We start from the raw sequence: 25,706 nt of genomic DNA, 5'->3' as shown, positions 1-25,706 counted from the left end.
CATGACGCCGTCCCGCCGTACCGGCTCGATCCGGTATCCACTCTTTTCCGAAACAGATTTCTGTTGATGGGAGACGCCTGTCTTCCGGCCATACTGCCGGAGGCTGAAGGCCGCTTCCCTGCATTGTGCTCGTCGGATGGAGCAAAACGGTTTTTCACCGGACCAGGTCCGGATGTGGTTGGGGATAGGCATTGCGGCAGGATATGCCATCAGATCAGGCCAAGGGCGCGCAGGCAGGCAGCCTCCGTGATCGCCTGCGTTTTGCCGGCCTAGATGCCGCGCAATGCGAGCTTGTTCGCCGCCACCGCCCGCTGCTCGAAACCGAGCTGAAGAGCGGCCTCCGCGATCTTTTCCAGCGGTTCCAGGCATTTCCGGACGCTGCCAGCAATTTCCAGAACGACCGCCAGCTCGACCGGCTGCACGATCTGCAATCCTCGCACTGGGATGTGCTGACGGATGCGCGCTTCGACAGCCTCTATGCCGAGCGCGTCAAGGTTCTCTCCGATACGCAGAGCAAGATGGGCCTCGACCCGCGCTGGCACGTCGCCGGCCACGGCGTCATGCTCGAGCATATCATCTCCGGTCTCGCGAGTGATCTCGCCGGCAAGCCGCTGCTTCCGGGCGCCAAGCGCCGCGCCAAGGAAATCAGCGAGATGATGACGGCGATCATCCGCCTCGTGATGGTCGATGTCGAAATCGCTGTTTCGCTCCGCTTCAATGCCCTGCGCGCATCGCAGGGCCGCGTGCTCTCCGAGCAGCGCGAGAAGGACAAGGCAGATATCGCCCGCATCTTCGGCGACGTTATCGATGGTCTTGCCGCCCGCGACCTGACGGTTCGCGCACCCGTCGAGGCCGATGGCGCCCATGCGGAACTTGCCGCGGCCCTCAACGCCGCGCTCGACGCCGTCCAGACAGAATTCGTAGGGATCTCCGATCGCACCCAGAAGGCAGAGCTGTCGACGCGCTCGCTTTCCGAGGCATCGAAGAACTTTGCGGGTCACGCCGCCGGTCATGCCGGAGAGCTGCAGTCCTCGGCTGCTGCGCTGCAGGCAATCGCCGAAAGCGTCCGTCAGGGGGCGACGGGAAGCCGCGCCGCCGAACAGGCCGCCGCGTCGACGCGCGTTGCCGCCGAAGAGAGCGGCGCCGTCGTCGGCAGGGCGATCACCGCCATGGCCGATATCGAGCAGTCGGCGGAGAAGATCGGCCAGATCATCGGCGCCATCGACGAGATCGCCTTCCAGACCAACCTTCTGGCGCTGAACGCCGGTATCGAAGCCGCCCGCGCCGGTGAATCCGGCCGCGGCTTTGCCGTCGTCGCCCAGGAAGTCCGCGCTCTGGCGCAGCGCTCGGCAGATGCCGCCCGCGAGATCAAGACGCTGGTGACGACCACCAAGGCGCAGGTCGATGCCGGTGTCCAGATGGTCGGCCGCACCCAGGATTCGATCGGCAGCATCGTCCGCCAGGTCACCGGCATCAACGAGGCGATCGCCGCGATTGCCGTCAATACAGGCGAGCATGCCGCAAGCCTCGATGCCGTCACCGGCGAGGTGAAGAGCCTGAGCGTCGGTGTCGCCGCCAATGCCAATGCAGCCCGCCATTCGGCCGATGGTGCCGATCACCTGCACACCGTCATTCTCGAACTCGGGCAGACGATCCGCGAATTCCGCATCGCCCGCGAAAACGCCCAGCCGGCGCGCCGCGAACCGGTTCGCGCAGCAGCGCCGCGCGTCGAGATCGCCGCCCAGCCGGTGACGCTTGACGAGCAGTTCGACAACGAAGATTTCGACTTTTCCCGCCCCGCAGCAAGCTTCGGAGGACGGAATGTTTACTAACCTATCGGAATATGAGGTCCGCTCGCTTTTGCGGGTTGGACACAAGGGGACAAGGACAGGCTGATGGCAGCGAAGAAGAGCGGCAAGACGCTTAATCTTGCAGCGGTACTCGATCTCAATGAAGCGACAGCACTCCGCGACAAGCTTCTTTCCATGCGCGGCAGCGACATCGTTATCGATGCATCGGGCGTCGAGCGTGTTGGCGGCCTCTGCGCACAGGTGCTGATGGCTGCGGAAAAGACCTGGGATCAGGACAAGCAGTCTTTCAAGTTCTCGAAAGTGTCTGATGCATTCGAAAAAACCATGCAGCTGGTCGGCGTCGATATAGACCACCTGCTTGCCAAGGAGATCCGGCAATGAAGAAAAAAGTGCTTACCGTGGATGATTCACGGACGATCCGAAACATGCTTCTCGTGACGCTCAACAATGCGGGCTTCGAGACGATCCAGGCGGAAGATGGTGTCGAGGGCCTTGAAGTTCTCGAAGAGTCGAACCCTGACGTCATCGTGACCGACATCAACATGCCGCGTCTCGACGGTTTCGGCTTCATCGAAGGTGTTCGCCGCAACGAAAAGTACCGCGCGATCCCGATCCTGGTGCTGACCACCGAGAGCGATGCCGAAAAGAAGAACCGTGCCCGCCAGGCCGGTGCGACGGGCTGGATCGTAAAGCCTTTCGACCCTGCCAAGCTGATAGATGCCATTGAGCGTGTAACCGCTTAAACCCAGGAATTTCTCCTATGGATATGAACGAAATCAAAGAGATCTTTTTCCAGGAGTGCGAGGAGCAGCTCGCCGAACTGGAATCCGGTCTCATGAAAATGAATGATGGCGATCGTGATCCGGAAACCGTCAACGCGGTGTTCCGTGCCGTCCATTCGATCAAGGGCGGCGCTGGCGCCTTCGGTCTGGATGATCTCGTCGCTTTCGCCCATGTATTCGAGACCACACTTGATTGCGTTCGTTCCAACAAGCTTGAGCCTAATCAGGACGTCCTGAAGGTCATGCTGAAGTCGGCCGACGTTCTGGCCGACTTGACGAATGCTGCCCGCGATGGCGGCAGCATCGATGAAAGCCGCAGCCGCGGCCTGGTGAAGGAGCTCGAGGCTCTGGCACACGGCGAAATGCCGTCGTCGTCGGCTGCCGCCGAAGCGCCCGCACCGAAAGCGGCTGCAAAGCCTGCTCCGGCCGCGGCACCCGTTGCCGCAGCCCCGGCTCCGACCGATGATAGCGGTTTCCAGCCGATCCCCTTCTCCTTCGGCGATTTCGGCGATGAAGAAGAAGCCGGTTCCGATCTGCCGGCCTACGAGATCACCTTCAAGCCGCGCTCGGACCTCTATTCCAAGGGTAACGACGCAACGCTGCTGCTGCGCGATCTCTCCCGCCTCGGCGAGATGAGCATCTACTGCAACATGGACGCGCTCGTCGGCCTCGACGAGATCGATCCGGAAGCTGCCTATTTCTTCTGGAATGTCACGCTCAAGACGGACAAGGGTGAAGACGCCATCCGCACCGTCTTCGAATTTGCCGAATGGGATTGCGAACTGACCGTGACGCCGGTCGAGGACGCCAAGTCCGCGGAAGCTTCGAACGAAGAGCTGCCGATGATCCCGGTTCCGTTCGATCTCTCGGCCCTCGACGATGCGCCTGAAGCACCGGTCGAGCCCGCAAAGTCGGATGTTGCCGCAGCCGTTGCTGCCGCTGAGACCGCTTCCAACGTCACGCAGATGGCCGCTGCCGCTGCCCGTGTCGAGAAGAAGGAATCGGCTGCTGCCGCCAGTGCCGCTGCTGCCGCAGCAGCCCAGAACAATGCTGCTGCCAACAGCGCAGGCCAGACGATCCGCGTCGATCTCGATCGCGTCGACCGCCTGATCAACCTCGTCGGCGAGCTTGTCATCAACCAGGCGATGCTCTCGCAGAGCGTCATCGAAAACGACACGACCGGTACGTCCTCGATCAACATGGGCCTCGAAGAGCTGCAGCAGCTCACCCGCGAGATCCAGGACTCGGTCATGGCGATCCGCGCGCAGCCGGTAAAGCCGGTCTTCCAGCGCATGTCGCGTATCGTTCGCGAAATCGCCGACATGACCGGCAAGTCGATCCGCCTGATCACCGAAGGTGAGAACACCGAAGTCGACAAGACGGTTATCGACAAGATCGCGGAACCGCTGACGCACATGATCCGAAACGCCGTCGACCACGGCATCGAATCGCCGGAAAGACGCGCAGCCGCCGGCAAGAGCGCCGAAGGCACCGTCCGCCTCACCGCAAAGCATCGTTCGGGCCGCATCCTGATCGAACTCGCCGACGACGGCGCCGGCATCAACCGCGAAAAGGTCAAGCAGAAGGCAATCGCCAACGAGCTGATCCCGGCCGATGCCAACCTGTCGGATGAAGAAATCGACAACCTGATCTTCCTGCCGGGCTTCTCCACGGCCGACAAGATCTCCGACATCTCGGGCCGCGGCGTCGGCATGGACGTCGTCAAGCGCTCGATCCAGGCACTCGGCGGCCGTATCAACATCACCTCGAAGCCGGGCCAGGGTTCGGTCTTCACGATGAGCCTGCCGCTGACGCTCGCCGTCCTCGACGGCATGGTCGTTACGGTTGCCGGCCAGACGCTGGTCGTGCCGCTGACGGCGATCGTTGAGACGCTCCAGCCGGAAGCCTCCGCGATCCACTCGTTCGGTGCGAGCCATCGCCTGATCTCGATCCGTAACTCCTTCTGCCCGCTGGTGGATGTCGGCCGGATCCTGAACTTCCGCGCAACCCAGGCAAACCCGGTCGAAGGCGTTGCCCTGCTGGTGGAATCCGAAGGCGGCGGTCAGCGCGCTCTGATGGTCGATGCCATCCAGGGTCAGCGTCAGGTCGTCATCAAGAGCCTCGAAGCCAACTATACCCACGTTCCCGGTATCGCGGCTGCAACGATCCTCGGCGACGGGCGCGTCGCGCTCATCCTCGACGTCGATGCGGTAGTCGGCGCTTCGCGCGGCCAGGCCTTGAAGCAGGAAATCTCCCTGGCAGCGGTAGGATAAGACGATGTCGTACGGCGTAAAAAATCTGAACCATGGGGATAGCGAGCTCATCGCTTTCCGCATCGGTGACCAGGAATTTTGCGTGAATATCATGGCGGTGCGCGAAATTCGCGGCTGGACGCCTGCAACGCCCATGCCGCACGCGCCTGCCTATGTCATCGGCGTCATCAACCTCCGCGGCGCGGTCCTGCCGATCATCGATCTGTCGGCCCGCCTTGGAATGAAGGCGGCCGAACCGACCCCGCGCCACGTCATCATCGTGGCGCAGGTCAAGCGGAAGGTCGTCGGTCTGCTGGTCGATGCTGTCTCGGATATCCTCACGGTGACCGAGCAGCATATCCAGCCGACCCCGGAAATCGCATCCGATATCCAGCGTCAGTTTGCCCGCGGCATCCTGTCGATCGACAAGCGGATGATCTGCCTGATCGAACTCGAAGCCCTCTTCCCGGAAGCTGAAAGCGAAGCTGCATGAGTGTCATGAGTGCAAAAGATGTGCGGCAGGGAAGCCCCGACGAGGTTCTGGCGAGCGGCGAATATCCGCTGACCCGCCGCGACCTCTCGGAGATCGCCGCCATGATCTATTCGGACGCGGGGATTTTCCTCAACGAGACGAAGGCCTCGCTGGTCTATTCGCGTCTGTCGAAGCACATCCGCAATCTCGGCCTGTCCGGCTTCCGCGAATACTGTTCGCTGGTGGCTTCGCCCGCCGGTGCCGCACCGCGCCGCGAGATGCTGTCGCACCTGACGACCAACTTCACGCGCTTTTTCCGCGAAAACCATCACTTCGATCACCTGCGCGATCAGGTGCTGCCGGAACTGTTGCACCGCGCCAAGATGGGCGGCCGCGTGCGCATCTGGTCGGCCGCTTCGTCGGATGGCCAGGAGCCCTATTCGATCGCACTGACCGTGCTGTCGCAGATGCCGAATGTTGCCGATTACGATTTCAAGATTCTGGCGACCGACATCGACCCGAAGATCCTGGCGATCGCCCGGCAGGGCGCCTATGACGAGAGCGCGCTGGAAACCGTGTCGCCGCAGATGCGCAAGCAGTGGTTCTCGGAAGTCGAGATCCAGGGCCGCCGCAAGTTCCAGGTCGACGATCGCGTCAAGCGCCTGATCACCTACAACGAACTGAACCTGATGGCGCAGTGGCCGTTCAAGGGCAAGTTCGACGTGATCTTCTGCCGCAACGTCGTCATCTATTTCGACGAGCCGACCCAGATGAAGATCTGGTCGCGCTTCGCCGAGCTGCTGCCGGAAGGCGGGCACCTCTATATCGGTCATTCCGAGCGGGTCTCGGGCGATGCCAAGAACGTCTTCGACAATATCGGCATCACCACCTACCGCTATACGACCAAGGGCGTCGGGAGGAAGGCATGAGCGCACCTGCAAGGGTACTCGTCGTCGATGACTCGCCGACCATGCGCGGCCTGATCACCGCCGTTCTGAGCGCTGACCCCGATGTAACCGTCATCGGCCAGGCTGGCGACGCGCTCGAAGCCCGCGAAGCGATCAAGAAGCTGAACCCTGACGTCGTGACCCTCGATATCGAGATGCCAAACATGAACGGCCTCGATTTTCTCGAGAAGATCATGCGCCTGCGCCCGATGCCGGTGATCATGGTGTCGACGCTGACCCATCGCGGCGCCGAGGCAAGCCTCGCAGCTCTCGAAATCGGTGCGTTCGACTGCATCGGCAAACCGGCTCCGGGCGACCTGCGCCCGTTCGGCGATCTCGCCGAGAAGGTCAAGGCTGCCGCCCGTACGCAGCGCCAGTTCACCCAGCGACCGGCCGCAGCACCTGTTGCGCCGCCCGCGGTCGCCGATTTCCGGGTCGGCCGCAAGATCGTCGCGATCGGTTCGTCGACCGGCGGTGTCGAGGCTCTGATCGCGGTTCTGCAGAAGTTTCCGGCCAATTGCCCGCCGACGGTTATCACCCAGCATATGCCGCCGACCTTCACCAAAAGCTTCGCCGAACGGCTGAATCGCCTCTGCGCCCCTGTGGTCGAAGAGGCGAGGGACGGGGCTCGTTTGGAAATTGGCAAGATTTATCTGGCACCAGGAGGTGAACGACACCTGCAGGTCGCCAATGTCTCGGCGCCGCACTGCAGGCTTGTCGAGCGTGACCCCGTCAACGGCCACCGTCCTTCGGTCGATGTGCTGTTTGATTCCGTCGCGGAACTTGCCGGCCGCAACTCGGTCGGCGTGATACTCACAGGGATGGGCCGCGATGGCGCGGCTGGCCTGCTGAAGATGCGCCATGCGGGCGCACGCACCATCGGACAGAACGAGAAGACCTGCGTGGTCTACGGCATGCCCCGTGTTGCCTACGAGCTTGGAGCCGTTGAGCATCAGCTGCCACTGAATGCCATCGGCGAGGAAATCTTGAAAATGACAGCCGCCCGAAAGGAAGGGACAGAATAATGTCGATAGCGGAGAAAATTAAGGTTCTGATTGTTGACGATCAGGTCACCAGCCGCCTGCTGCTCAGCGATGCGCTGACCCAGCTCGGTTTCAAGCAGATCACCTCTGCGGGTGACGGCGAACAGGGCATGAAGATCATGGCCCAGCAGCCCCACCACCTGGTCATCTCGGACTTCAACATGCCGAAGATGGACGGCCTCGGTCTGCTCCAGGCCGTGCGCACCAACCCGGCAACGAAGAAGGCCGCCTTCATCATCCTGACCGCGCAGGGCGACCGCGCGCTGGTTACGAAGGCCGCTCAACTCGGCGCCAACAACGTGCTTGCCAAGCCCTTCACCATCGAAAAGATGAAAGCGGCTATCGAAGCCGTGTTCGGAGCACTGAAATGACAATCGAGGCAGCAGCCCGCCGTGTCCACATCATCCAGGGAGAATGGAAAGTCCTGAATGATCCGAATGCGGTTCTGACGACCATTCTTGGCTCGTGCGTGGCTGCTTGCCTGCGGGATCCCGTGGCAGGAGTGGGCGGCATGAACCATTTCCTTCTGCCGGGAACCGGCAATACGCCGATGACCGGCGGGGATGCCACGCGCTACGGCGTGCATCTGATGGAACTGCTGATCAACGGCCTTCTGAAGCAGGGCGCGCGCCGCGACCGCCTCGAGGCCAAGATCTTTGGCGGGGCGAAGACGATCTCGACCTTCTCCAATGTCGGCGAACAGAACGCCGCTTTCGCCGCGCAGTTCCTGAGGGATGAAGGGATCCCCGTTGTCGGCTCCAGCACCGGCGGCGATCACGGCCGCAAGCTGGAATTCTGGCCGGTCTCCGGCCGGGCCCGTCAATATCCGCTTACCGGCGCCGAGACGCAGAAGACCGTTGCCCTCGAGCAGCGTCCGGTCGCGCCTGCCAAACCTGTTGAAAATAGTATCGAATTTTTCTGAGTTTGAGGATTTTTATATGACTTTTAATGCCCCCATCGAACCGCCCTCGCCGTTGGAGGCTCTGCCCGACCTCCTGATGCGCATCGTTTCCGAGCTGCATGACGTTGCCTACCTGATCGAACGCATCGAACCCCAGCTTCTCGAAATCGGCGGTGCCGATATCCTCAATGCGCCCGACAGCATGAAGGTCATGCAGGGCATCGACCTTGCCGTCCAGAAGACCCGCGGCCTCGCCGAATTCATCGATACGATCACCGGCGAAATCCCGCAGAACTGGACAGTCGACGTCGCAACGGCCCTCAGCTTGGTCAAGCTTGCAGAAATGCAGAAGGCCCTTGGCGGTGCCACGCGGCATGGTCATTCCCAGCCTCTCAGCAAGGCAGCAGGCGATTTCGACTTTTTCTGATCCCTGCTTTTCAAGCATGCCCTGACGAAACGCTCGCACAAGTTTCGGTCTCTATCAAGGAATGAGGCAATAAGCCTGTTTTGTCTTTGACGGATCGTGCGAGAACAGAATGAATCTGTTAAATCAATTAGTTCAGGTCATGAAGAACCTCGGTTCGCTAGGCCGGACCCGCCTGCTGGCGCTTGCGGGTGTGGGTGTTCTTTCAATAGCAATTGTTTTGGCTGCGGCCCTTTTTGTTAATAAACCTGCCCAGGAAACCCTTTACGTCGGCCTCGACAGCCCTGATCTCAACCAGATCAGCATGGCACTTGCCGAAAACAATATGGCATTCGAGGTTGGTACCGACGGTTCCAGCATCACCGTACCGGCTGGCATGACCGGCAAGGCCCGTCTGCTTCTTGCAGAACGCGGCCTGCCGAATAGCGCCAATGCCGGTTACGAGCTTTTCGACAAGGTCGGCTCCCTCGGCCTGACGTCGTTCATGCAGGAAGTCACTCGCGTTCGCGCGCTTGAAGGTGAAATCGGTCGCACCATCCAGTCGATCTCGGGCATCAACGCCGCCCGCGTTCACATCGTCATGCCCGAAGTCGGCAACTTCCGCAAAGCAGAGCAGAAGCCGACAGCATCGGTCATGATCAGAGCGAGCGCCGCCACGGGGCGAAGCGCTGCAAGCTCCATCCGCCACCTGGTCGCCTCGGCTGTGCCGGGGCTCGATGTCGATGACGTCACGATTCTCGATTCGACCGGCCAGCTGCTCGCTTCCGGCGACGAAGCCGGAAACAACACGCTTAATCGTTCTCTCGGCATCGTGCAGAACGTCCAGCAGGAAGTTGAATCCAATATCGACAAGGCTCTCGCACCCTTCCTCGGTATGGATAACTTCCGCTCCAGCGTGACGGCGAGCCTCAACACCGATGTTCAGCAGATCCAGGAAACCACCTACGATCCGGAATCCAAGGTCGAGCGCTCGGTTCGCACCACCAAGGAAGCCAACCAGTCGTCGCAGAAGCAGTCTGACAACGCCACGACCGTCGAGCAGAACGTTCCCCAGGCCGCTCCTGAAGCTGGTGGCGCTGCCGGTCCTCAGTCGGAAGACAAGTCCGACAAGAAGGAAGAGCAGACCAACTACGAAATCAACAGCAAGACGACGGCCACGACGCGCAACAGCTACAAGATGGAAAAGCTCTCCATCGCCGTTGTCGTCAACAAGGGCCGTATCGCCAAGATGGTCGGCGAGCCCGCAGACCAGGCCAAGATCGACGCCTACCTTGCCGAGATGAAGAGCATCGTCTCCTCGGCCGCCGGCATCGACGCCAGCCGCGGCGACGTCGTGACGGTCACCGCCATGGACTTCCTCGAGAACCAGCTTCTCGACGATACCACCAGCGGCCCCCGCGTTCTCGACATGCTGAGCCGCAACCTTGCGACCATCATCAACTCGCTCGCCTTCCTGGGTGTTGCCTTCATCGTGGTCTGGATGGGCATGCGTCCTCTGGTCCGCTCGATCGGTGGCGGTGGTGCCGGCGCAGGCATCCTCGGCGACAGCTCGTCGGAATCGGCCGGCCTCGAACTGCCCGACTTCGCTCCGGCAGCAGCAGGCGGCGGGGCAGGCGGAGCGCTCATGGACGGCTTCGGCTCGGACTTCGGCTTCGACAGCACCGAGGACCTTCTCAGCCTCGGCGACGACGACGGCAACTTCAATCGCCGCGTCAAGGAAGGCCCGGAACGCAAGCTGTCTCGAATGGTCGAAATCAACGAGGAGCGCGCTGCGAAAATCCTCAGAAAATGGGCGGTCGATCACGCCGCGTAACGAACAAAGGCCGGGCAACCGGCCTTTTTCTTTGCCTGTAGCAGGCCGCTGGAGCGGCCCGGCGATCCGTCAACTTGACTGACCTTTTTTGGGGGAATGATTAGCTGGCACAAAGAAAACGCATTTTGTCCGATTGTGGCAAAATGGCCTTAATCCCCAGGCGAAACATATACTCTCGATTGAACGAAAAAAGGAAATACACAGGAATTGCTTAAACGATTATCTAGTTGTTCATTAAGTACATTTTCCGCTAATCATCGTAATATTGCTGATCAATATCGACACTTGGCGATATACATTAGATATGCTGATGCAATATTGACTGTTCTTGCCTCGCGCATGGCGCGAATTGTGTTGCGGAACAGAGAGAATCAATTTAGCTTTACTAGAAATTAATCGAGCGACCTCTGCGTGCGAATCAGCGCACGGAATGCGGCAACAGTAAATCCCCAGAACTCGGAGATGGCGATTTGGAGCGCTTCGCCTAGGCTTTGGTGATTCGTGTAAGGGTTGCCGCGGGCCGGAGTTGAACCTGCGCAGTTAGTGCTTTTGCAAAGATTGGTTTTGAGCCGCAGGACGCTGCCTATGGATATGCATATATTGCAGTCGCTTAAGGGCGAAAATCAAACGGCGAATTTTATTGGCCTTCAGGCGTCTAGTCTGTGTTCGCGGGACGAGTTGATCAAGCAGCTCGGCGAGATCGCGGATACCGGCCGTTTGCAACCTGCAATGCGCACCCTGACGGATTACGTCGGCGCCTCCCATTACCTGCTCGCCCGTTCCGACCTGGTTCAGGAAGATGGCCTCGATTTCATCGTTTCCTCCGACTGGCCGTTCGATCTGGTCAAGGATCTGGCCGGTGCGCTCGTCAGCGGTTATTCGCGCACGACCGAGCTTGAGAAGTGCATGCAGCTCTTCCAGCCGAGCTTCTCGCTGCTGCCCGACAATGCCGATGTGCCGGATGGCGCCAGCCGCCAGTATTGCACGCTGTCGTTCAACGTCGGCCGTTCGCGCTTGTCGCTGATGTTCCTCTTCGACGACGGCTTCATTCTTTCTCCGGAGCGCCTGCGCGACGTCGGTCTGCTGGCCGGCTATTTCGCCAGCTTCCTGCGCTGCGGCGGCACCAAGGCCGACCGCGACTTCGAACTGACCGAGCGCGAGCTCGAGTGCCTGTTCTGGATTGCCGAGGGCAAGACCAGCGACGAGATCGCCATGATCCTCGGCATCTCGCGCAACACAATCAACAACTACATCACAAGCGTGATGCGTAAGACTGCTACCAAGACGCGGTCTGAAGCGATTGCATTTGCGGTCAGGAACAGTCTGGTCTGAGAGGGGTTACATGGGGCAGCCGTCAACCAGAACGATGGGAAATACCGACATACGGTCGATGAGGGTCAGCAGGGTTTCCAGCCGCTCCGATCTTTTCCCGCGCCTCGTCGCCATGCAGAAGCTGGCTGACGCGCAGAATTTCGGTGTCTTCCGGGTCAGCGGCTCCGGCGTTCCGGCCAAGCAGCGCCTTGTCTGCGAGCTCGAGAATTGGGGACCGTCCAGCAACGCCGCAAAGGCCTTCGTCGACGCCTACGGCGAGTTCCTGCTCGAACATATCGACAAGTCTCTGTTACCGCTGACATGGGCTGGAGGCCACGACAGGGCCGCTCCTGGCCCCGCAGCATTTGCACCCTTCCTGACGCGTCTGAAGGACGGCGTGCTGCCGTTCTCGGGCATGGCCTTCCCGGTGCGCCTCGGCGCCAACGGCAACGGCTATGTCGTCTTCACCGGCGATTATATGGAACCCGGCAGCGATACGATCATCGAGCTCCACGGCCGCAGCAGCCATATCATGATGGACTTGCTCTCCCTCGACGAGCGCCGCGCGGCCGCATCGGAAGCGCTCAGCGAGCGCGAGATCGCCTGCCTGCAGCTCGCCGGCGACGGCCGTATCAGCGAAGAGATCGCCGACAAGCTTGGCCTCTCGGTTCACACGGTCAATGCCTATCTCGGCTCGGCGACCATCAAGCTGGATTCGGTCAACCGCATCCAGGCGATCGCCAAGGCGATCCGCCTCGGCTACATCAGCTGAGAGCAGAAAGCCCGGCGGGAGAACCAGCCGGGCTTCAGCACTGAATTTCGAAAATGATCAGCCGGCGAAGGCCGGGTAGGACGGGCGCACGTTGTAACGTGCTTCGCGCAGCGCATTCTCGAGGAAAGCGGTGTTCTCGTCCGGATCTGCAGACGGATCCTGGAAAGCGATGTGATTGATCTCGATGCCGGCGACGTCTTCGGCGAGCGTCAGCTGCGCATAGACGGTGACGCCGCGCGGCTTGATCTCGAGATCGAGCACCACTTCCGGCTTGCCGCCCCATTCCAGCGTGTAATTGCCGCCCAGGCCGAAATTGACGGTGCCCGGATGGAAGAAAAGCTCGGCAGCGGAAGCCACCAGATCGGCGAGATTGCCGTAATACTCGAATCGCAGCAGCGAAATCAGGTCGGATGCGTCCAGAAGCCGAAGCTCCGTCGCAACCGGGCTGATCGCCTCAGCTAGAATTCTTTCACGCTGCGAGGAGTAGGGGCACTTCTTCATGCTGTTTATCTGACCCGCTTGTTCTTGGCTTGTGCGGCGTACACCCGGTGGATGAGCTCCGCGACGGCCTTGTAGAAGACTGACGGGATGACACTATCTATCGAGACTTGCGCAAACATGGAGCGTGCAAGCGGCGGATCTTCGAAAACGGGGATTCCTTGCTTCTCGGCTATCTCTCTGATTTTCAACGCAATGAGGTCCTGGCCCTTGGCAATGACGATCGGCGCGTCGTTTTCCTCGCGCACGTAGCGCAGCGCCACGGCAAAGTGCGTCGGGTTGGCGATGACGAGCGTTGCGCGCTCGACATTGGCGATCATGCGGCGGCGGGCGCGGTCGCGCATCAGCGAGCGCTGGCGGCCCTTGACGAAGGGGTCACCCTGCGACTGCTTGTTTTCTTCCTTCACTTCGTGGCGCGTCATCTTCAGTTCGCTGAACCAGTGATGGCGGGTCCAGAAGAAGTCGGCGATGGCGACGAAGGCGGTGGCGAAGAGCACGATCAGCACGATCTTGCGCATGATCGTCATCGCCCGCTCGAAGAAGGTCTGCGGGTCGGAGAACATCGAATCGATCGAGCTGAAATATTCGCTCTTCAGCACGAAGAACATGATGAGGCCGACGACGACGACCTTGAACAGCGATTTGCCGAATTCGATCAAGCCGGGCACGCTGAACATGCGCGCGAAACCCTTGGCCGGCGACAGCCGCGAAAATTGCGGTCGGATACGTTCCAAGACGACGCTCGGAAGGTTCTGGCTGAGCGAGGCGATCAGCCCGAAACACATGAACAGCAGCATGGCGGGCGTCAGCAATACCGCGCTGACCCAACCGAGATGCACGAAGAGAGACATGGCATCCGGGCCGGTCTCGATCTTCCATTGGTCCGGCTGCTCGAAAATGTCGCGCAGCTGCTCGCTGACGGTGCTGATGCCGTCGGGCAGGTAGAAGGTCAGATAGACGTAGGTGGCGAGAACCGTGGCAAAGATCGGCACCTCTCGCGAGAAGGGGGTATTACCTTTCTCGGCGGCATCCGACAGTTTTTTGCCTGTCGGGTCTTCTGTTTTGCTGTCCTTGTCTTCATCAGCCAAGTGAACGGCACTCCCTGAACGGAAAAGGCCGCGACAGAGCGCGGCCCGACAGGGAAAGGGTAGTCTCCCGGCGCATGGCGATCAACCGCGCGGCGCCGGGAGGAGATAATTGTCAACAGCTGCGGTGGCTTATGCCGCCGCCGCTGGCTCGCCCTCGGTCTCCTTGAGCTGGATCTGGCCCGAATTTGCCAGGCGAATCGCTTCCTGAGCAACGGCGCGGCGGGCAATAGCGATCTCGCGCGGGTTGATACCCGTCGTACCGCTCTGCAGATCCGATTCGATCATGCGGCGCTGACGCGGGCTGATCGAAGCGAGAACCGATTCGCGAATTTCCGCAGAGGCGCCACGCAGCGCCATCGTGAGAATGTCTGCCGAAATGTCGTTGAGCAACATGACGCGGCTGCGCTGCGGCATGAGGAGCAGGTCTTCGAAGAGGAAGATCTTCGGACGAACCTTGTTGACCGCTTCGCGGCTGATCGATTCGAGCGAGGTGAGCAGCGTATCGACCTGCGGCTTGTCCATCTCGTTCATCAGCTCGGCGACCTTGTTCGAGCCGCTCGAATTCTTCTCGGCATCGATCTCGGCAAGCAGCGTCATGACCTGCTTCTCGATGATCTGCGCCGCCTTCGGGCTGACGGACTTCAGGTTGACCGTACGGTTCATGATGTCGGCGCGGCGGCTGTCGGGCAGCTGCATCAGCACCTTGGCGCCGAAAGACGACGGCATCATGGACAGGATGTAGGCGATGGTCTGCGGATGTTCGCGCAGCAGGAACTTGCCGATGAAGGCCGGGTCGCCTTCACCAAGGCGATCCCAGATCGACGTCTCATAGGCCTGGAAGGCCGTACGGCGGCCGAGCAGGCTATCGACTTCGTCAGGCGTCAGGCCTTCCTCGAGAATGCTCTCGATGGCCTTGGCGTTGTCCATAAGGCCAGCGCCTTCGGTAAACAGGTCTTCAAATTCAGCGACGAGGCCAAGCAATTCATCCGGCGGAATAGCACGAAGGGCCTGTGCCGAAGAGATAATCGTCTGCAACTCAGCCTGCGTAAAATATTTCAACAGCCGGCCAGCGACTCCCTTCCCCATAGCGAGGAGTACAGCCGCTGCCTTTTCAGCCTGGGTCAACGGTTTCCCGGCAATAGCGCCGCTGAAATCGTCAAAGTCCATCATGGTCTAACCTCTCCGTCCCTAAAACCGGGATCAGGCTTTTTTGGTACTTAAAACTTCTATCAGTTTTACGCCGAAACGCGTGTCGTCATTTTCCAGAACGGTGATCTCGCCGCGTGCAATCTTGCGGCCATTCACCATGATATCTACCGGCTCGCCGATCCTCTTGTCGAGCGCGATCGTGGCGCCCTCGTTGAGGTTCATCAGGCCGGAAACCTGCATGCGGCTGCTGCCGAGCATGATCTGGACGTCGATCGGAATGTCCATGATCAGTTCGAAATTCGAAGACAGCGCGCTGCCGAGCGGAGCAGGTTCGCCGGAGCCTGCCTGGAAACCGGTATCACCGAAATCCGAGCTGCCGCCGAAGTCACCGCCGCCAAAGGCCGCACCGGCATCGTCGTCACCACCGAAGTCGCCGAAGGTCGAAAGGTCGGTGCCGGTGCTGAATGCATCGGCGTCGCCGCCGAATTCCGGGAGGCCGCCTTCGGAATCCTGCTTCAGGACACCGCGAAGATCATCGATCGCCTGATCGAGGTCAGCCTCGTTGCCCGGAAGCTCCAATGACAGATCGTCGTTCTGCTGTGTTTTCTTCGTAGCCATGAAATCACTATTCCAGTTGAAACTTGCCTCAAGCTGCCGTGGCAGCGAAATGGCGGGAACCGATTAATTCATTAAGTGGCGGATCAGCTCGTCGTCCGAGCTCATCGTATCCTTGACCCGGACCGTGTAATTCTCGCCGGAACGCCCAAACTCGCACACATACAATTCCTTGCTGTTGGCGCTGACCTCGACCCGGACATCGCCGGAATCGCGGAAAGGAATGACATCGCCGGCGGCAAGCTTGGAGATCGTGCGCAGCGTCAGGTCCTGCAGGCGGATCTTGGCTTCGAGCGTCACCTGCGAGCGGCGAACCTGCTCGCTGATCTGCTCCGTCCAGGCGGCCGACTTGGAAGCCTGGCTCTTCGCCTTCGGCGCCGAAATCTGTGTCTTCAGCAGGGCCTGCTGCAGCACGATCAGCGAGAATTCCGAGGTGATGCCGGCAAGCGTGATCGACATGTTGATCGCCGCGCCAAATTCATCCGCCTTGTCGTCGGCAGGCTTCGGGCGGTTTTCCAGCGCATGCGGCAGTTCGAGCGCAGGCTCGAAGCCACCAGGCGCGTTGACCGCAGAGCGCAGCACGCCGGCAATCTTGTCGAACACCATGACCGCAAGTTCGAGTTCGATCGCCGAAAGCAGGCGGTCGGCCGGCGGTTCGATCGTTTCGGGCGCCGCACCCAGCAGGCTTTCCATCAGCGTGATGACGAAGCCGTTGCCGCAGGCAAGCGTGATATCCTGGGACCAGTTGCGCAGCGTCGCATCGACCAGCGTCGAGTTGGCGCCGAGATCGGCAATCAGGTCGTTCTTGTATCCGGAATCGCAGCCGAGATAGGCGATCGTCACGTCGAGGCCGGTCTCGCTCTTGAACATGTCCGGCATGAATTCGATGTAGACGTCCGCGAATGCGGCGCAGAGTTTTTCGATTGTAGCCTTGTCGCCGAGACGGCCAGTAAGCTTGGCCAGCAGTGCGGCATTCATTGCCGGATTCTCTAGTGCAACGTTGTTCATGGTCGCTTAGGCCGCCTTGTTCTCGCCACCCGGGTTCATCATTTCCTGTTCGACCGCGTCGATCGACGGACGCTCGTAAGCGGAGATCGTCTTGCGGCCGTATTCGAGAGCAACCTGCGGTACCGAGCCGTTCATGTAGGCCAGCAGCGTCTGCTTCACGATGACGTAGAGGCGGTGCTGCTTCGAGCGAACGATCTTGATCTGCGAGCAGATCGGCGAGCAGACGCAGTAAGAGAGAAGAATACCGAGGAAGGTGCCGACGAGAGCCGAGCCGATCAGGTGACCGAGGACTTCAGGCGAGTCGTTGATGTGCGCCATGGCCTTGATAACGCCGAGAACGGCCGCGACGATACCGATAGCCGGGAAGGCGTCACCCATGGTCTGGATGGCGTGGTAGGGCTTCAGCTTGTCGTGCAGGATGGTGTTGATTTCTTCGTCCATCAGCGCCTCGATCTCGTGGGAGCGGGCATTGCCGATGATGATCAGGCGAACGTAGTCGCAGATGAAGGCCGTCAGTTCCTTGTTCTTCAGAACCGTCGGAGCGGTCTGGAAGATCGAGGATTCGGCCGGATTGTCGATATGCGCTTCGATCTCGTTGCGCGACTTGGTGCGCAGGTCGCGCATCAGCGAATAGAGAACGCCGAGCGTGTCGAGATAGTTGCGCTCCTTCGGAACGGTGTGCTTGAAGGCTTCGCCGAGCGCCTTGCCCGAGTCCTTCACCACCTTCATCGGGTTACCCATGATGAAGCTGCCGAGACCGGCGCCGCCGATGATAACGAGCTCGAACGGCTGAAATAGTGCCTCGAGATGGCCACCCATGGCCATGAAGCTGCCGATGATGCAGCCGAGCGTAATCACAAATCCGATAATGATATTCATCGTCAGTCACACCTGATCGTTATTTTCACCGGAAGGGATAGGGTTGCTGGCTTGCGTCAGGCTGACGGCAGGCCGCAGAAACCGGTTTTCTGCGTGCCAGCTTCGCACAAGGAATTGCCGTCAGATTGGAGATGACGAATGGGCGAATCTCGCCCGTTTCTGAGATGCCGCCTCAGCGGAAGCCGTCGTCGAACGACAAGGAACCCGGCTTTCGTCCCGTTCATCGCCAATGCCAGGAGCTTACCCCGATGCAGTCCGGTCTTTATGTTTCTCTGTCGTCACAGATGGCACTTGAAAAGCGTTTGACGACCATCGCGGACAACATGGCAAACGTGAACACGACGGGCTTCCGCGGCACGGAAGTGAAGTTCAACCAGATCCTCAGCAATACCGACAACAAGCTGAACGCCAAGGTCGCCTTCGTTTCGCAGGGCAACGACTATCTCTCCAACGAGACGGGCGAACTGCAGCACACCGGCAACATGCTGGATTTCGCGATTAAGGGCGACGCCTGGTTCTCGCTCGATACCCCGGCCGGTCAGGTGCTGACAAAGGACGGCCGCTTCACGATGAAGGATACGGGCGAGCTCGTGTCGGTTCGCGGTTATCCGGTCCTCGACGCCGGCGGCGCGCCGATCATTCTCAACACGGCAGGCGGCGAGCCGAAGGTCGGCGCTGACGGCAATATCTATCAGGGCGGCCGCCAGGTCGGCTCCATCGGCCTCTTCGAAGCCGATATCTCCAAGGGCTATCTCCGCTACGAAAACAGCGGCGTCATGACCACGGAAACGCCGCGCACCGTCACGGACCGCTTCAATATCGGCGTCGAGCAGGGTTATCTCGAAAACTCCAACGTCAACGCCATGCGCGAAATTACCCAGCTGATCGAAGTCAACCGCGCCTTCGAAAGCATCGCCTCGCTGACGACGGATAGCGAAAACTCATTCGGCGAAGCGATCAAGACGCTGGGCGGCAGCCGCTAAGCGGAAGGGTCTGAGACATGAGCCAGACACCGCTCACCGAAGGCGCGCTTTCGCCGAAGCTTGGCCACCTCGCATCGCTGGTCGAGCGCTACAGCAAGCCGGAATTCTCCGTCGCCCATGGCGGCCATGTGCAGACGATCGCGGCGGGCCACTACACCGTGACAGGCCTTTCCCGGCATGTCCGCCTCGGTGAATTCGTCGCCCACAAGTCGGCGACGGGCATTCATCTCGGTGAAGTCGTTCGCGTCGAGCCGGATCTCGCCTATGTCTGCCCCATCGAGCCCGGCGAGCCGATCGGCATCCACGACACGGTTATCCGCAAGGGCGCCTTCCGCATTTCGCCCTCCGAAAGCTGGTGCGGCCGCACGATCAACTCGCTCTGCGAGCCGATCGATGGTCTCGGCCCGGTTGTCGAAGGTCTCGACCGCCGCTCGATCTCCAATACCGCCCCGCCGTCGATGACGCGCCGCCGCGTCGACAAGGGCTTCAAGACCGGCGTTCGCGCCGTCGATATCTTCTCGCCGCTCTGCCACGGCCAGCGCCTCGGCATCTTCGCCGGCTCCGGCGTCGGTAAGTCGACGCTCTTGTCGATGCTCGCCATGGCCGATGCCTTCGACAAGGTGGTGATTGCGCTGGTCGGCGAACGCGGTCGTGAAGTGCGCGAATTCATCGAGGATACGCTCGGTGAGAACATGAAAAAGTCGATCGCCGTCGTCGCCACCAGCGATGAAAGCCCGATGCTGCGCAAGATGGCGCCGCTGACGGCGGTAACGATCGCCGAATATTTCCGCGACCAGGGCCAGAACGTCCTGCTGATCGTCGACAGCGTCACCCGCTTCGCCCACGCCATCCGCGAGGTCGCGACGGCGTCCGGTGAGCCGCCGATCGCCCGCGGCTATCCGGCCTCGGTCTTCACCGAATTGCCGCGTCTTCTGGAGCGCGCCGGTCCCGGCCCCGAAGGCACGGGCACGATCACCGCGATCATCTCGATCCTCGTCGATGGCGACAATCACAACGACCCGATCGCCGACTCCACCCGCGGTATTCTCGACGGCCACCTCGTTCTGCAGCGTAGCCTGGCGGAAGAGGGGCGCTATCCGCCGATCGATCCGCTGGCCTCGATCTCGCGTCTCGCCCGTAAGGCCTGGACGCCGGATCAGGAGAAGCTGGTCTCGCGCCTGAAGTCGCTGATCCACCGTTTTGAAGAGACGCGCGACCTTCGCTTGATCGGCGGTTACCGCCCGGGTGCTGACCCGGATTTGGACATGGCGGTCAAGCAGGTACCAATTATTTACGATGTTTTGAAACAGTCGCCGGGCGAATCGGCGTCGGCAGATGCCTTTGCTGATCTCGCGGCTGCGCTCAAGGCTGGGGCAGCCCCGCCCAACCAGCCTGCACCCAAAAGAGGTTAGACGTGACCGGGTTTGAAGACGACGACGAGCGCATTGCTCCGCTGAAATCCGATGAGAAGCGCAAGTCGATGATGCTCGACCGCGTGCTGACCGTGACCGGTCTCGCGCTCGCCGGCGCTGCCGCGATCTTCCCCTGGTACGTCTTCTTCAACGAAGACAAGTTCAGCCTCAATATCGCCCAGGGCGACCGCACCCGCGACCTGCCGGACTGGCCGGCCCGCAATGTCTTCAGCGTGTCGCCGCTGGCGATGGTCAACAAGAACGAAGTCAAGAACAAGCCGGAACCGCCGATCGATCCGCTGACGACAGCAACGGTCTCGAGCGTCGGCAAGGAAATCGACAAGGGCCTGGTCCCGGAAGACCAGCCATTCCCGGCGAGCTCCGGCTTCAAGCTCCTGCATGTCGCAAACGGCCGGGCGCTGATCGAAGACCCCTCGGGCATGTATGTCGTGCGCGTCGGTTCGGTGCTTCCCGACGAAAGCCGCCTGGCGACGATCGAGCAGCGCGACGGCAAATGGGTGATCGTCACCTCCAAGGGCGACATCTACCAGTAAACGCCAGCCTCTCGAGCTGAATGGAATGCTTCACGGCCCCGGTTTTCCGGGGCCTTTCCGTTTGTGCTGCGCCTGATCGGCAACAGGCCGCAAAAGCCGAATTCTCCGTAAGTCTGACGCAAGATTACCGCCCTAGGGTCGTCTCAGTAAAAACGGAGAGTTCCCATGCAACCGATTCAACTTTTCGACTTGGCCTCGCGGCAGGCGGAATGGCTGACGATCCGTCAGGAGGTTGTGGCCGGCAACATCGCGAACGCGAACACGCCGAAGTACCGTGCGAAGGACATCACGCCCTTTCAATCGGTTCTCGACAAGTCTGATGTTGCCATGGCGCGCACCAATCCTGTGCATTTCAGCGGCAATGACTTCAGCACCAGCGGCGACATCGACGTCAAGGAAGCCGCACTCGATCAGGAGATCGGCGTGCAGGAATCCGGCAACACCGTCGGTCTCGCCGAGGAACTCTCCAAGTCCGGCGAAATCAAACGCCAATACGAGCTGAACACCTCGCTGGTCGGCTCCTTTAATCGAATGATGTTGATGACCGTAAGGAAGTAAAATCGTGGATCCTTTATCAGCAGCCATGAAGATTGCTGGGTCGGGGCTTGAGGCTCAATCGACTCGCCTGCGCATTGTCTCGGAAAACATCGCGAACGCCCGTTCGACCGGCGACACGCCCGGTGCCGATCCCTACCGCCGCAAGACCGTTACCTTCGGCGAACAGGTTGACCGTGCAGCCGGCTTGACCACCGTCAACGTCAAGAAGCTCGGCGTCGACGAATCGGAATTCACCACCGAATACGACCCCAGCAATCCGGCAGCGGATGAGCGCGGCGTGGTGAAGCTGCCGAACGTCAACATGCTGGTCGAAATGGCCGACATGCGCGAAGCCAACCGATCCTATGACGCCAATCTGCAGACCATCAAGCAGACCCGCGACTTGATCTCCTCCACCATCGACCTCCTGAAGAGCCAGTAATGATCAGCAACGTACAGAACATCGGTTCTCTTTCCTCCACACGCGGCCTCGGCAGCGTCGTTGGCGAGAATTCTTCCTCTTCGGTCACTTCGGCGGCCGAAAGTGCAAAGGCAGACCAGAGCTTCGCCTCCGTTATGGGCAACATGGCCACCCAGGCCATAGACTCGGTAAAGGGCGCGGAATCCATGTCCTTCGCCGGCCTCAAGGGCACCGCGACGACCCGCGAAGTCGTCGACTCGATGCTGCAGGCGGAACAGACGCTGCAAACCGCAATTGCCATCCGTGACAAGGTCGTTTCGGCCTTCCTCGACGTCACCAAGATGCAGATGTAACCGGACAAGGACGGACCGATGAGAGCGCTTGCCATTGCGGCCACGGGCATGGATGCCCAGCAGACCAACCTCGAAGTCATCGCGAACAACATCGCGAACATCAACACCACCGGTTTCAAGCGCGCCCGCGCCGAGTTCACCGACCTTCTGTACCAGACCGAGCGCGCCAAGGGCGTTGCCAACCGCGCCAACCAGGCGATCGTGCCGGAAGGCGCGAATATCGGTCTCGGCGTTCAGACTTCTGCCGTGCGTAACCTGCACATCCAGGGCGAACTCAGCCAGACCGGCAACGACCTCGACGTCGCGCTCGTCGGCCGCGGCTTCTTCCAGGTCCAGGCGCCTGACGGCACGACGCTCTATTCCCGCGCCGGCGCCTTCAACAAGAACGAGACCGGCCAGCTGGTCACCGCCGACGGCTATACCGTCGTTCCCGGCGTCACCATCCCGACCGGCTCGACGCAGTTGACGATCAGCCGCTCTGGCGAAGTGACCGCCGTTCTCGCCGGCCAGACCGATCCGACCACGCTCGGCCAGCTGACGCTCGCAGACTTCGTCAACGAAGCCGGCCTCCAGCCGATCGGCGACAACCTGTTCCAGCAGACGCCGGCATCCGGTGAAGCTGTCGTCGGCACGCCCGACGAGCAGGGCTATGGCTACATGAAGCAGGGCTATCTGGAATCGTCGAACGTCGATCCGGTGAAGGAAATCACCGACCTGATTTCCGCCCAGCGCGCCTATGAAATGAACTCGAAGGTCATCACCACTGCCGACGAAATGGCCTCCATCGTCAGCAAGAACCTGAAGTAATCTAGGAAAGGGCCGAACATGATGTTTCGCCGGGCGAGAAATACCGTCGCTCTGACGGCATTCGCTGCGATCGCTTATGCCGGGATCCTCGTGACCCCGGCGGCGAACGCCAGCATGGGTTACGCAGTCGTTCCGACCGCGATCATCTATCCCGGCGAAACCATCGCTGCCGGCCAGCTCCAGGAAGTCGAAGTCACCAACCCGAACCTCTCCGGCGGCTATGCAAAGTCGATCGACGAGGTGCAGGGGATGATTTCGAAGCGCACCCTGCTTCCAGGCCGCACGATCAGCGTCTCGGCGCTGCGCGAACCCTATACGGTGACGCGCGGCTCGCAGATCCGGCTGGTCTTCAACATCGGTAACATGACCATCTCGGCGGCCGGTTCGCCGCTGGAAGACGGCTCGACCGGTCAGGTCATCCGCGCCCGCAACATGGATTCGGGCGTCATCATCAGCGGTACAGTCCTCGCTGACGGCACCATTCACGTGGCGGCAAAATGAAGATCGTCTCTCGCATCATCGCCGCGTTTGCGGCTCTTTCCATGTGCATGGGAAGCGTGACGCCCGCCTCGGCGCAGATGGCCTCGCGCATCAAGGATATCGCCTCGCTGCAGGCCGGCCGCGACAACCAGCTGATCGGCTACGGTTTGATCGTCGGTCTGCAGGGAAGTGGTGACGGTTTCCGCGCCTCGCCCTTCACCGAGCAGTCGATGCGCGCCATGCTGCAGAATCTCGGCATCTCGACGCAGGGCGGTGAATCGAACGCCAAGAACACGGCGGCCGTCATGGTCACCGCCAACCTGCCGCCTTTCGCCAGCCCCGGCAGCCGCATCGACGTCAATGTCAGCTCGCTTGGCGATGCCACGTCGCTCCGTGGCGGTACGCTGGTCATGACCTCGCTGTCCGGCGCCGATGGCCAGATCTACGCCGTCGCCCAGGGCTCGGTCGTCGTATCGGGCTTCCAGGCACAGGGTGCGGCCGCAAGCGTGACCGAAGGTGTGACCACCGCCGGCCGCGTGCCCGGCGGCGCGATCATCGAGCGCGAGCTGCCCTCGCGCTTCAAGGATTCCGTCAATCTAGTGCTGCAGCTGCGCAACCCCGACTTCTCGACGGCCGTGCGCATCGCCGACGTCGTCAACGGCTATGCATCCTCTCGTTTCGGCGGCCCGGTTGCCGAAGCCAAGGACGCCCAGGAAGTCATCGTCCAGAAGCCGCGCGAAGCCGATCTGACGCGCCTGATGGCCGATATCGAAAACCTCATCGTCGAGACCGACACGCCGGCCAAGGTCGTCGTCAACGAGCGCACCGGCACCATCGTCATCGGTGCGGATGTCCGCGTCTCGCCGGTGGCCGTCAGCTACGGAACGCTGACCGTGCAGGTCACCGAGACGCCGCAGGTCATCCAGCCATTGCCCTTCTCCAAGGGGCAGACGGCGGTCCAGCCGCAGACGGATATCGCCGCGCAGAAAACCGGCGGCCGTGTCGCGATATTGCAGGGGCCCGATCTCAGAACGCTCGTCGCCGGCCTGAACAATATCGGCGTCAAGCCTGACGGCATCATCGCCATCCTCCAGGGCATCAAATCTGCAGGCGCTCTGCAGGCGGAGCTCGTACTGCAATGATCAAGCTCAACAAGGACATGACCGTCTCGGAACTCGTGCGGCGCCTGGCATTGCCGGCCGCCGCCGTCATGCTGCTGACGATCCCGGGCGCCTTTGCCCAGGAAGCGCCGAAGCCTGAGGGCGACATCACCTCCGAGGACGAGATCAAGCAGTTCTGCACCAACATTGCCGATCCCGCCCGCGACCAGCGCTATCTGCTGCAGAAGCAGGATCTGGAAAAGCTCCGCGCCGATATCGATACCCGCATGGCCGAGATGGACAAGCGCAAGGCCGAGTATCAGGATTGGCTGAAGCGCCGCAACGATTTCCTAAAGCAGGCGGAAGCGGGCCTCACCGACATCTACAAGAACATGAAGCCGGACGCGGCGGCGCTGCAGCTTGAGAAGGCCAATACCGGGATCGCGGCGGCCGTGATCATGCGGCTCGGTGCGCGTCAGTCGAGCCTGATCTTGGCCGAGATGGATCCTGAAAAGGCAGCCGTCATCGCCAACATCATTGCAAGTGCATCCGATCCCAATACGTCGAAGGATCCCTCATGAATAAGCGTTTCCCGGCTGCCATCGCCGCCGTTGCCCTTCTCGCCGGCTGCCAGTCGCCGCAGTCCGTGAGAGAGATCGGCAGGGCGCCCGCCATGAGCCCGATCGGCAGCGGCCTGGCCTATGGCCAGACGCCGCAGATGGCGCTTTATCCGAAGCAGCCGCGCCAGGTCGCACAGGGCTATTCGCTCTGGAGCGATAGCCAGGCCGCGCTCTTCAAGGATGCCCGCGCTCTGAACGTCGGCGATATCCTGACGGTCAACATCCAGATCAACGACAAAGCGTCGTTCGAGAACGATACCAGCCGCAGCCGCACCAATTCCAGCGGCATGAACTGGGACGTCCAAGCCAATATCCTCGGCTGGAACCCGAAGTCCAAGACCGACCTGACCTACGGCTCTGACACGAGCACCGACGGCAAGGGCAAGATCGACCGCTCCGAAAAGCTGACGCTGCTCGTCGCCGCGGTGGTCACCGGCATCCTGGAAAACGGCAACCTGGTCATCAGCGGCTCGCAGGAAGTCCGCGTCAACCAGGAAATCCGTATCCTGAACGTCGCCGGTATCGTTCGACCGCAGGACGTCAACGCCGAAAACCAGATCTCGTATGAAAAGATCGCCGAAGCCCGCATCTCCTACGGTGGCCGCGGCCGCCTGATGGAAGTGCAGCAGCCGCCGCGCGGCCAGCAGGCCGTCGATCTCTTCTCACCGCTCTAA

At 61.0% G+C, this 25,706-nt stretch carries 30 protein-coding genes; 24 read left to right on the top strand and 6 right to left on the bottom strand.

The genetic code is table 11. From position 1 onward, the window contains the following. Positions 1-203 precede the first annotated feature (203 nt). From ACODR6_RS24930 to visR, 13 genes are all read left to right on the top strand, one after another. Positions 204-1,832, top strand: coding sequence for a globin-coupled sensor protein (locus ACODR6_RS24930; protein ID WP_489024987.1), 1,629 nt, complete (start codon positions 204-206; stop codon positions 1,830-1,832). Positions 1,833-1,895: 63 nt separating this feature from the next. Continuing rightward, the gene (locus tag ACODR6_RS24925; protein WP_112713344.1) at positions 1,896-2,192 is read left to right on the top strand and encodes an STAS domain-containing protein; all 297 of its coding nucleotides are present in this window, start codon (positions 1,896-1,898) and stop codon (positions 2,190-2,192) included. Continuing rightward, a complete protein-coding gene (gene cheY1, locus ACODR6_RS24920; protein ID WP_003570362.1) occupies positions 2,189-2,554 on the top strand; it encodes a chemotaxis response regulator CheY1 in 366 nt (121 codons plus the stop codon). Before ACODR6_RS24925 ends, cheY1 begins: the two co-directional genes overlap by 4 nt. A gap of 17 nt (positions 2,555-2,571) precedes the next feature. After that, on the top strand, positions 2,572-4,866 hold the full coding sequence (locus ACODR6_RS24915) for a chemotaxis protein CheA (RefSeq protein ID WP_203429583.1): 2,295 nt from the start codon (positions 2,572-2,574) through the stop codon (positions 4,864-4,866). 4 nt (positions 4,867-4,870) lie between these two features. After that, on the top strand, positions 4,871-5,338 hold the full coding sequence (locus tag ACODR6_RS24910) for a chemotaxis protein CheW (RefSeq protein WP_112713340.1): 468 nt from the start codon (positions 4,871-4,873) through the stop codon (positions 5,336-5,338). Beyond that, positions 5,335-6,246 (top strand): protein-glutamate O-methyltransferase CheR, encoded by a 912-nt coding sequence (gene cheR / locus ACODR6_RS24905; protein WP_112713338.1) that lies wholly within the window; start codon positions 5,335-5,337, stop codon positions 6,244-6,246. The genes ACODR6_RS24910 and cheR overlap by 4 nt, the downstream gene beginning before the upstream one ends. Beyond that, positions 6,243-7,289, top strand: a complete 1,047-nt coding sequence (cheB, locus tag ACODR6_RS24900; protein ID WP_112713336.1) for a protein-glutamate O-methylesterase CheB — start codon at positions 6,243-6,245, stop codon at positions 7,287-7,289. Before cheR ends, cheB begins: the two co-directional genes overlap by 4 nt. After that, a complete protein-coding gene (locus tag ACODR6_RS24895; protein ID WP_112713334.1) occupies positions 7,289-7,678 on the top strand; it encodes a response regulator in 390 nt (129 codons plus the stop codon). Before cheB ends, ACODR6_RS24895 begins: the two co-directional genes overlap by 1 nt. Then, a complete protein-coding gene (gene cheD / locus ACODR6_RS24890; RefSeq protein ID WP_112713332.1) occupies positions 7,675-8,229 on the top strand; it encodes a chemoreceptor glutamine deamidase CheD in 555 nt (184 codons plus the stop codon). Before ACODR6_RS24895 ends, cheD begins: the two co-directional genes overlap by 4 nt. A 16-nt stretch (positions 8,230-8,245) precedes the next feature. Continuing rightward, positions 8,246-8,635 carry a chemotaxis protein CheT gene (cheT, locus tag ACODR6_RS24885; RefSeq protein WP_112713330.1) on the top strand — a complete coding sequence of 130 codons (390 nt, stop codon included), beginning with the start codon at positions 8,246-8,248 and terminating at the stop codon, positions 8,633-8,635. A 109-nt stretch (positions 8,636-8,744) separates the two neighbouring features. Then, positions 8,745-10,445 carry a flagellar basal-body MS-ring/collar protein FliF gene (gene fliF / locus ACODR6_RS24880; protein ID WP_489024982.1) on the top strand — a complete coding sequence of 567 codons (1,701 nt, stop codon included), beginning with the start codon at positions 8,745-8,747 and terminating at the stop codon, positions 10,443-10,445. Between the two features lie 585 nt (positions 10,446-11,030). Then, positions 11,031-11,777, top strand: a complete 747-nt coding sequence (gene visN, locus ACODR6_RS24875; RefSeq protein ID WP_112713326.1) for a transcriptional regulator VisN — start codon at positions 11,031-11,033, stop codon at positions 11,775-11,777. A 10-nt stretch (positions 11,778-11,787) separates the two neighbouring features. Beyond that, positions 11,788-12,528: a transcriptional regulator VisR gene (gene visR, locus ACODR6_RS24870; protein WP_112713324.1), complete on the top strand. Its 741-nt coding sequence runs from the start codon at positions 11,788-11,790 to the stop codon at positions 12,526-12,528. Between the two features lie 57 nt (positions 12,529-12,585). Here visR and ACODR6_RS24865 read toward each other — a convergent pair whose 3' ends face one another. From ACODR6_RS24865 to motA, 6 genes are all read right to left on the bottom strand, one after another. Continuing rightward, positions 12,586-13,029: a hypothetical protein gene (locus ACODR6_RS24865; RefSeq protein WP_112713322.1), complete on the bottom strand. Its 444-nt coding sequence runs from the start codon at positions 13,027-13,029 to the stop codon at positions 12,586-12,588. Positions 13,030-13,034: 5 nt separating this feature from the next. Then, positions 13,035-14,114, bottom strand: coding sequence for a flagellar biosynthesis protein FlhB (gene flhB / locus ACODR6_RS24860; protein WP_112713320.1), 1,080 nt, complete (start codon positions 14,112-14,114; stop codon positions 13,035-13,037). 129 nt (positions 14,115-14,243) lie between these two features. Next, positions 14,244-15,284, bottom strand: coding sequence for a flagellar motor switch protein FliG (gene fliG / locus ACODR6_RS24855; RefSeq protein ID WP_112713318.1), 1,041 nt, complete (start codon positions 15,282-15,284; stop codon positions 14,244-14,246). 30 nt (positions 15,285-15,314) lie between these two features. Next, positions 15,315-15,881, bottom strand: coding sequence for a flagellar motor switch protein FliN (gene fliN, locus ACODR6_RS24850; RefSeq protein WP_112713316.1), 567 nt, complete (start codon positions 15,879-15,881; stop codon positions 15,315-15,317). Between the two features lie 63 nt (positions 15,882-15,944). Further along, a complete protein-coding gene (locus ACODR6_RS24845) occupies positions 15,945-16,886 on the bottom strand; it encodes a FliM/FliN family flagellar motor switch protein (protein ID WP_112713314.1) in 942 nt (313 codons plus the stop codon). Between the two features lie 6 nt (positions 16,887-16,892). Beyond that, positions 16,893-17,765, bottom strand: a complete 873-nt coding sequence (gene motA / locus ACODR6_RS24840) for a flagellar motor stator protein MotA (protein ID WP_112713312.1) — start codon at positions 17,763-17,765, stop codon at positions 16,893-16,895. Between the two features lie 248 nt (positions 17,766-18,013). Here motA and flgF point away from each other — a divergent pair, with 248 nt between their 5' ends. From flgF to flgH, 11 genes are all read left to right on the top strand, one after another. Further along, positions 18,014-18,748: a flagellar basal-body rod protein FlgF gene (flgF, locus tag ACODR6_RS24835; RefSeq protein WP_112714354.1), complete on the top strand. Its 735-nt coding sequence runs from the start codon at positions 18,014-18,016 to the stop codon at positions 18,746-18,748. Between the two features lie 17 nt (positions 18,749-18,765). Next, entirely contained in the window at positions 18,766-20,160 is a 1,395-nt protein-coding gene (gene fliI / locus ACODR6_RS24830; protein WP_199626182.1) for a flagellar protein export ATPase FliI, read from the top strand. 2 nt (positions 20,161-20,162) lie between these two features. Further along, on the top strand, positions 20,163-20,714 hold the full coding sequence (locus ACODR6_RS24825; RefSeq protein ID WP_112713308.1) for a flagellar protein: 552 nt from the start codon (positions 20,163-20,165) through the stop codon (positions 20,712-20,714). 165 nt (positions 20,715-20,879) lie between these two features. Next, positions 20,880-21,272: a flagellar basal body rod protein FlgB gene (flgB, locus tag ACODR6_RS24820; RefSeq protein WP_489024977.1), complete on the top strand. Its 393-nt coding sequence runs from the start codon at positions 20,880-20,882 to the stop codon at positions 21,270-21,272. Between the two features lie 4 nt (positions 21,273-21,276). Continuing rightward, a complete protein-coding gene (gene flgC, locus ACODR6_RS24815; protein ID WP_112713304.1) occupies positions 21,277-21,693 on the top strand; it encodes a flagellar basal body rod protein FlgC in 417 nt (138 codons plus the stop codon). Further along, entirely contained in the window at positions 21,693-22,025 is a 333-nt protein-coding gene (gene fliE / locus ACODR6_RS24810) for a flagellar hook-basal body complex protein FliE (protein ID WP_112713302.1), read from the top strand. Before flgC ends, fliE begins: the two co-directional genes overlap by 1 nt. 18 nt (positions 22,026-22,043) lie before the next feature. Further along, positions 22,044-22,832 (top strand): flagellar basal-body rod protein FlgG, encoded by a 789-nt coding sequence (gene flgG, locus ACODR6_RS24805; RefSeq protein WP_199626184.1) that lies wholly within the window; start codon positions 22,044-22,046, stop codon positions 22,830-22,832. Positions 22,833-22,850: 18 nt separating this feature from the next. Continuing rightward, positions 22,851-23,333 (top strand): flagellar basal body P-ring formation chaperone FlgA, encoded by a 483-nt coding sequence (gene flgA / locus ACODR6_RS24800; RefSeq protein WP_112713298.1) that lies wholly within the window; start codon positions 22,851-22,853, stop codon positions 23,331-23,333. After that, positions 23,330-24,454 carry a flagellar basal body P-ring protein FlgI gene (locus ACODR6_RS24795; RefSeq protein WP_112713296.1) on the top strand — a complete coding sequence of 375 codons (1,125 nt, stop codon included), beginning with the start codon at positions 23,330-23,332 and terminating at the stop codon, positions 24,452-24,454. The genes flgA and ACODR6_RS24795 overlap by 4 nt, the downstream gene beginning before the upstream one ends. Then, the gene (locus tag ACODR6_RS24790; protein ID WP_112713294.1) at positions 24,451-24,993 is read left to right on the top strand and encodes a MotE family protein; all 543 of its coding nucleotides are present in this window, start codon (positions 24,451-24,453) and stop codon (positions 24,991-24,993) included. Before ACODR6_RS24795 ends, ACODR6_RS24790 begins: the two co-directional genes overlap by 4 nt. Then, entirely contained in the window at positions 24,990-25,706 is a 717-nt protein-coding gene (gene flgH, locus ACODR6_RS24785) for a flagellar basal body L-ring protein FlgH (RefSeq protein ID WP_112713292.1), read from the top strand. The genes ACODR6_RS24790 and flgH overlap by 4 nt, the downstream gene beginning before the upstream one ends.

The organism is Rhizobium sp. FG96, assembly GCF_057808655.1.
The sequence above is the reverse complement of the archived record's forward strand: the minus strand, read 5'-3'. Positions and strand labels throughout refer to the sequence as shown.

Bases quoted from the DNA above. Each gene is read 5' to 3' on its own strand.
- ACODR6_RS24895 (WP_112713334.1), top strand. From the start codon at position 7,289: ATGTCGATAGCGGAGAAAATTAAGGTTCTGATTGTTGACGATCAGGTC.
- ACODR6_RS24865 (WP_112713322.1), bottom strand. From the start codon at position 13,029: ATGAAGAAGTGCCCCTACTCCTCGCAGCGTGAAAGAATTCTAGCTGAG.
- ACODR6_RS24790 (WP_112713294.1), top strand. From the start codon at position 24,451: ATGATCAAGCTCAACAAGGACATGACCGTCTCGGAACTCGTGCGGCGC.
- ACODR6_RS24930 (WP_489024987.1), top strand. From the start codon at position 204: ATGCCATCAGATCAGGCCAAGGGCGCGCAGGCAGGCAGCCTCCGTGAT.
- flgB (WP_489024977.1), top strand. From the start codon at position 20,880: ATGCAACCGATTCAACTTTTCGACTTGGCCTCGCGGCAGGCGGAATGG.
- visR (WP_112713324.1), top strand. From the start codon at position 11,788: ATGGGGCAGCCGTCAACCAGAACGATGGGAAATACCGACATACGGTCG.
- cheD (WP_112713332.1), top strand. From the start codon at position 7,675: ATGACAATCGAGGCAGCAGCCCGCCGTGTCCACATCATCCAGGGAGAA.
- cheB (WP_112713336.1), top strand. From the start codon at position 6,243: ATGAGCGCACCTGCAAGGGTACTCGTCGTCGATGACTCGCCGACCATG.
- cheR (WP_112713338.1), top strand. From the start codon at position 5,335: ATGAGTGTCATGAGTGCAAAAGATGTGCGGCAGGGAAGCCCCGACGAG.
- fliF (WP_489024982.1), top strand. From the start codon at position 8,745: ATGAATCTGTTAAATCAATTAGTTCAGGTCATGAAGAACCTCGGTTCG.
- fliN (WP_112713316.1), bottom strand. From the start codon at position 15,881: ATGGCTACGAAGAAAACACAGCAGAACGACGATCTGTCATTGGAGCTT.
- flgH (WP_112713292.1), top strand. From the start codon at position 24,990: ATGAATAAGCGTTTCCCGGCTGCCATCGCCGCCGTTGCCCTTCTCGCC.
- ACODR6_RS24795 (WP_112713296.1), top strand. From the start codon at position 23,330: ATGAAGATCGTCTCTCGCATCATCGCCGCGTTTGCGGCTCTTTCCATG.
- fliE (WP_112713302.1), top strand. From the start codon at position 21,693: ATGATCAGCAACGTACAGAACATCGGTTCTCTTTCCTCCACACGCGGC.
- motA (WP_112713312.1), bottom strand. From the start codon at position 17,765: ATGAATATCATTATCGGATTTGTGATTACGCTCGGCTGCATCATCGGC.
- ACODR6_RS24925 (WP_112713344.1), top strand. From the start codon at position 1,896: ATGGCAGCGAAGAAGAGCGGCAAGACGCTTAATCTTGCAGCGGTACTC.
- ACODR6_RS24915 (WP_203429583.1), top strand. From the start codon at position 2,572: ATGGATATGAACGAAATCAAAGAGATCTTTTTCCAGGAGTGCGAGGAG.
- cheT (WP_112713330.1), top strand. From the start codon at position 8,246: ATGACTTTTAATGCCCCCATCGAACCGCCCTCGCCGTTGGAGGCTCTG.
- fliG (WP_112713318.1), bottom strand. From the start codon at position 15,284: ATGATGGACTTTGACGATTTCAGCGGCGCTATTGCCGGGAAACCGTTG.
- cheY1 (WP_003570362.1), top strand. From the start codon at position 2,189: ATGAAGAAAAAAGTGCTTACCGTGGATGATTCACGGACGATCCGAAAC.
- ACODR6_RS24910 (WP_112713340.1), top strand. From the start codon at position 4,871: ATGTCGTACGGCGTAAAAAATCTGAACCATGGGGATAGCGAGCTCATC.
- visN (WP_112713326.1), top strand. From the start codon at position 11,031: ATGGATATGCATATATTGCAGTCGCTTAAGGGCGAAAATCAAACGGCG.
- flgA (WP_112713298.1), top strand. From the start codon at position 22,851: ATGATGTTTCGCCGGGCGAGAAATACCGTCGCTCTGACGGCATTCGCT.
- flgG (WP_199626184.1), top strand. From the start codon at position 22,044: ATGAGAGCGCTTGCCATTGCGGCCACGGGCATGGATGCCCAGCAGACC.
- flgF (WP_112714354.1), top strand. From the start codon at position 18,014: ATGCAGTCCGGTCTTTATGTTTCTCTGTCGTCACAGATGGCACTTGAA.
- fliI (WP_199626182.1), top strand. From the start codon at position 18,766: ATGAGCCAGACACCGCTCACCGAAGGCGCGCTTTCGCCGAAGCTTGGC.
- ACODR6_RS24845 (WP_112713314.1), bottom strand. From the start codon at position 16,886: ATGAACAACGTTGCACTAGAGAATCCGGCAATGAATGCCGCACTGCTG.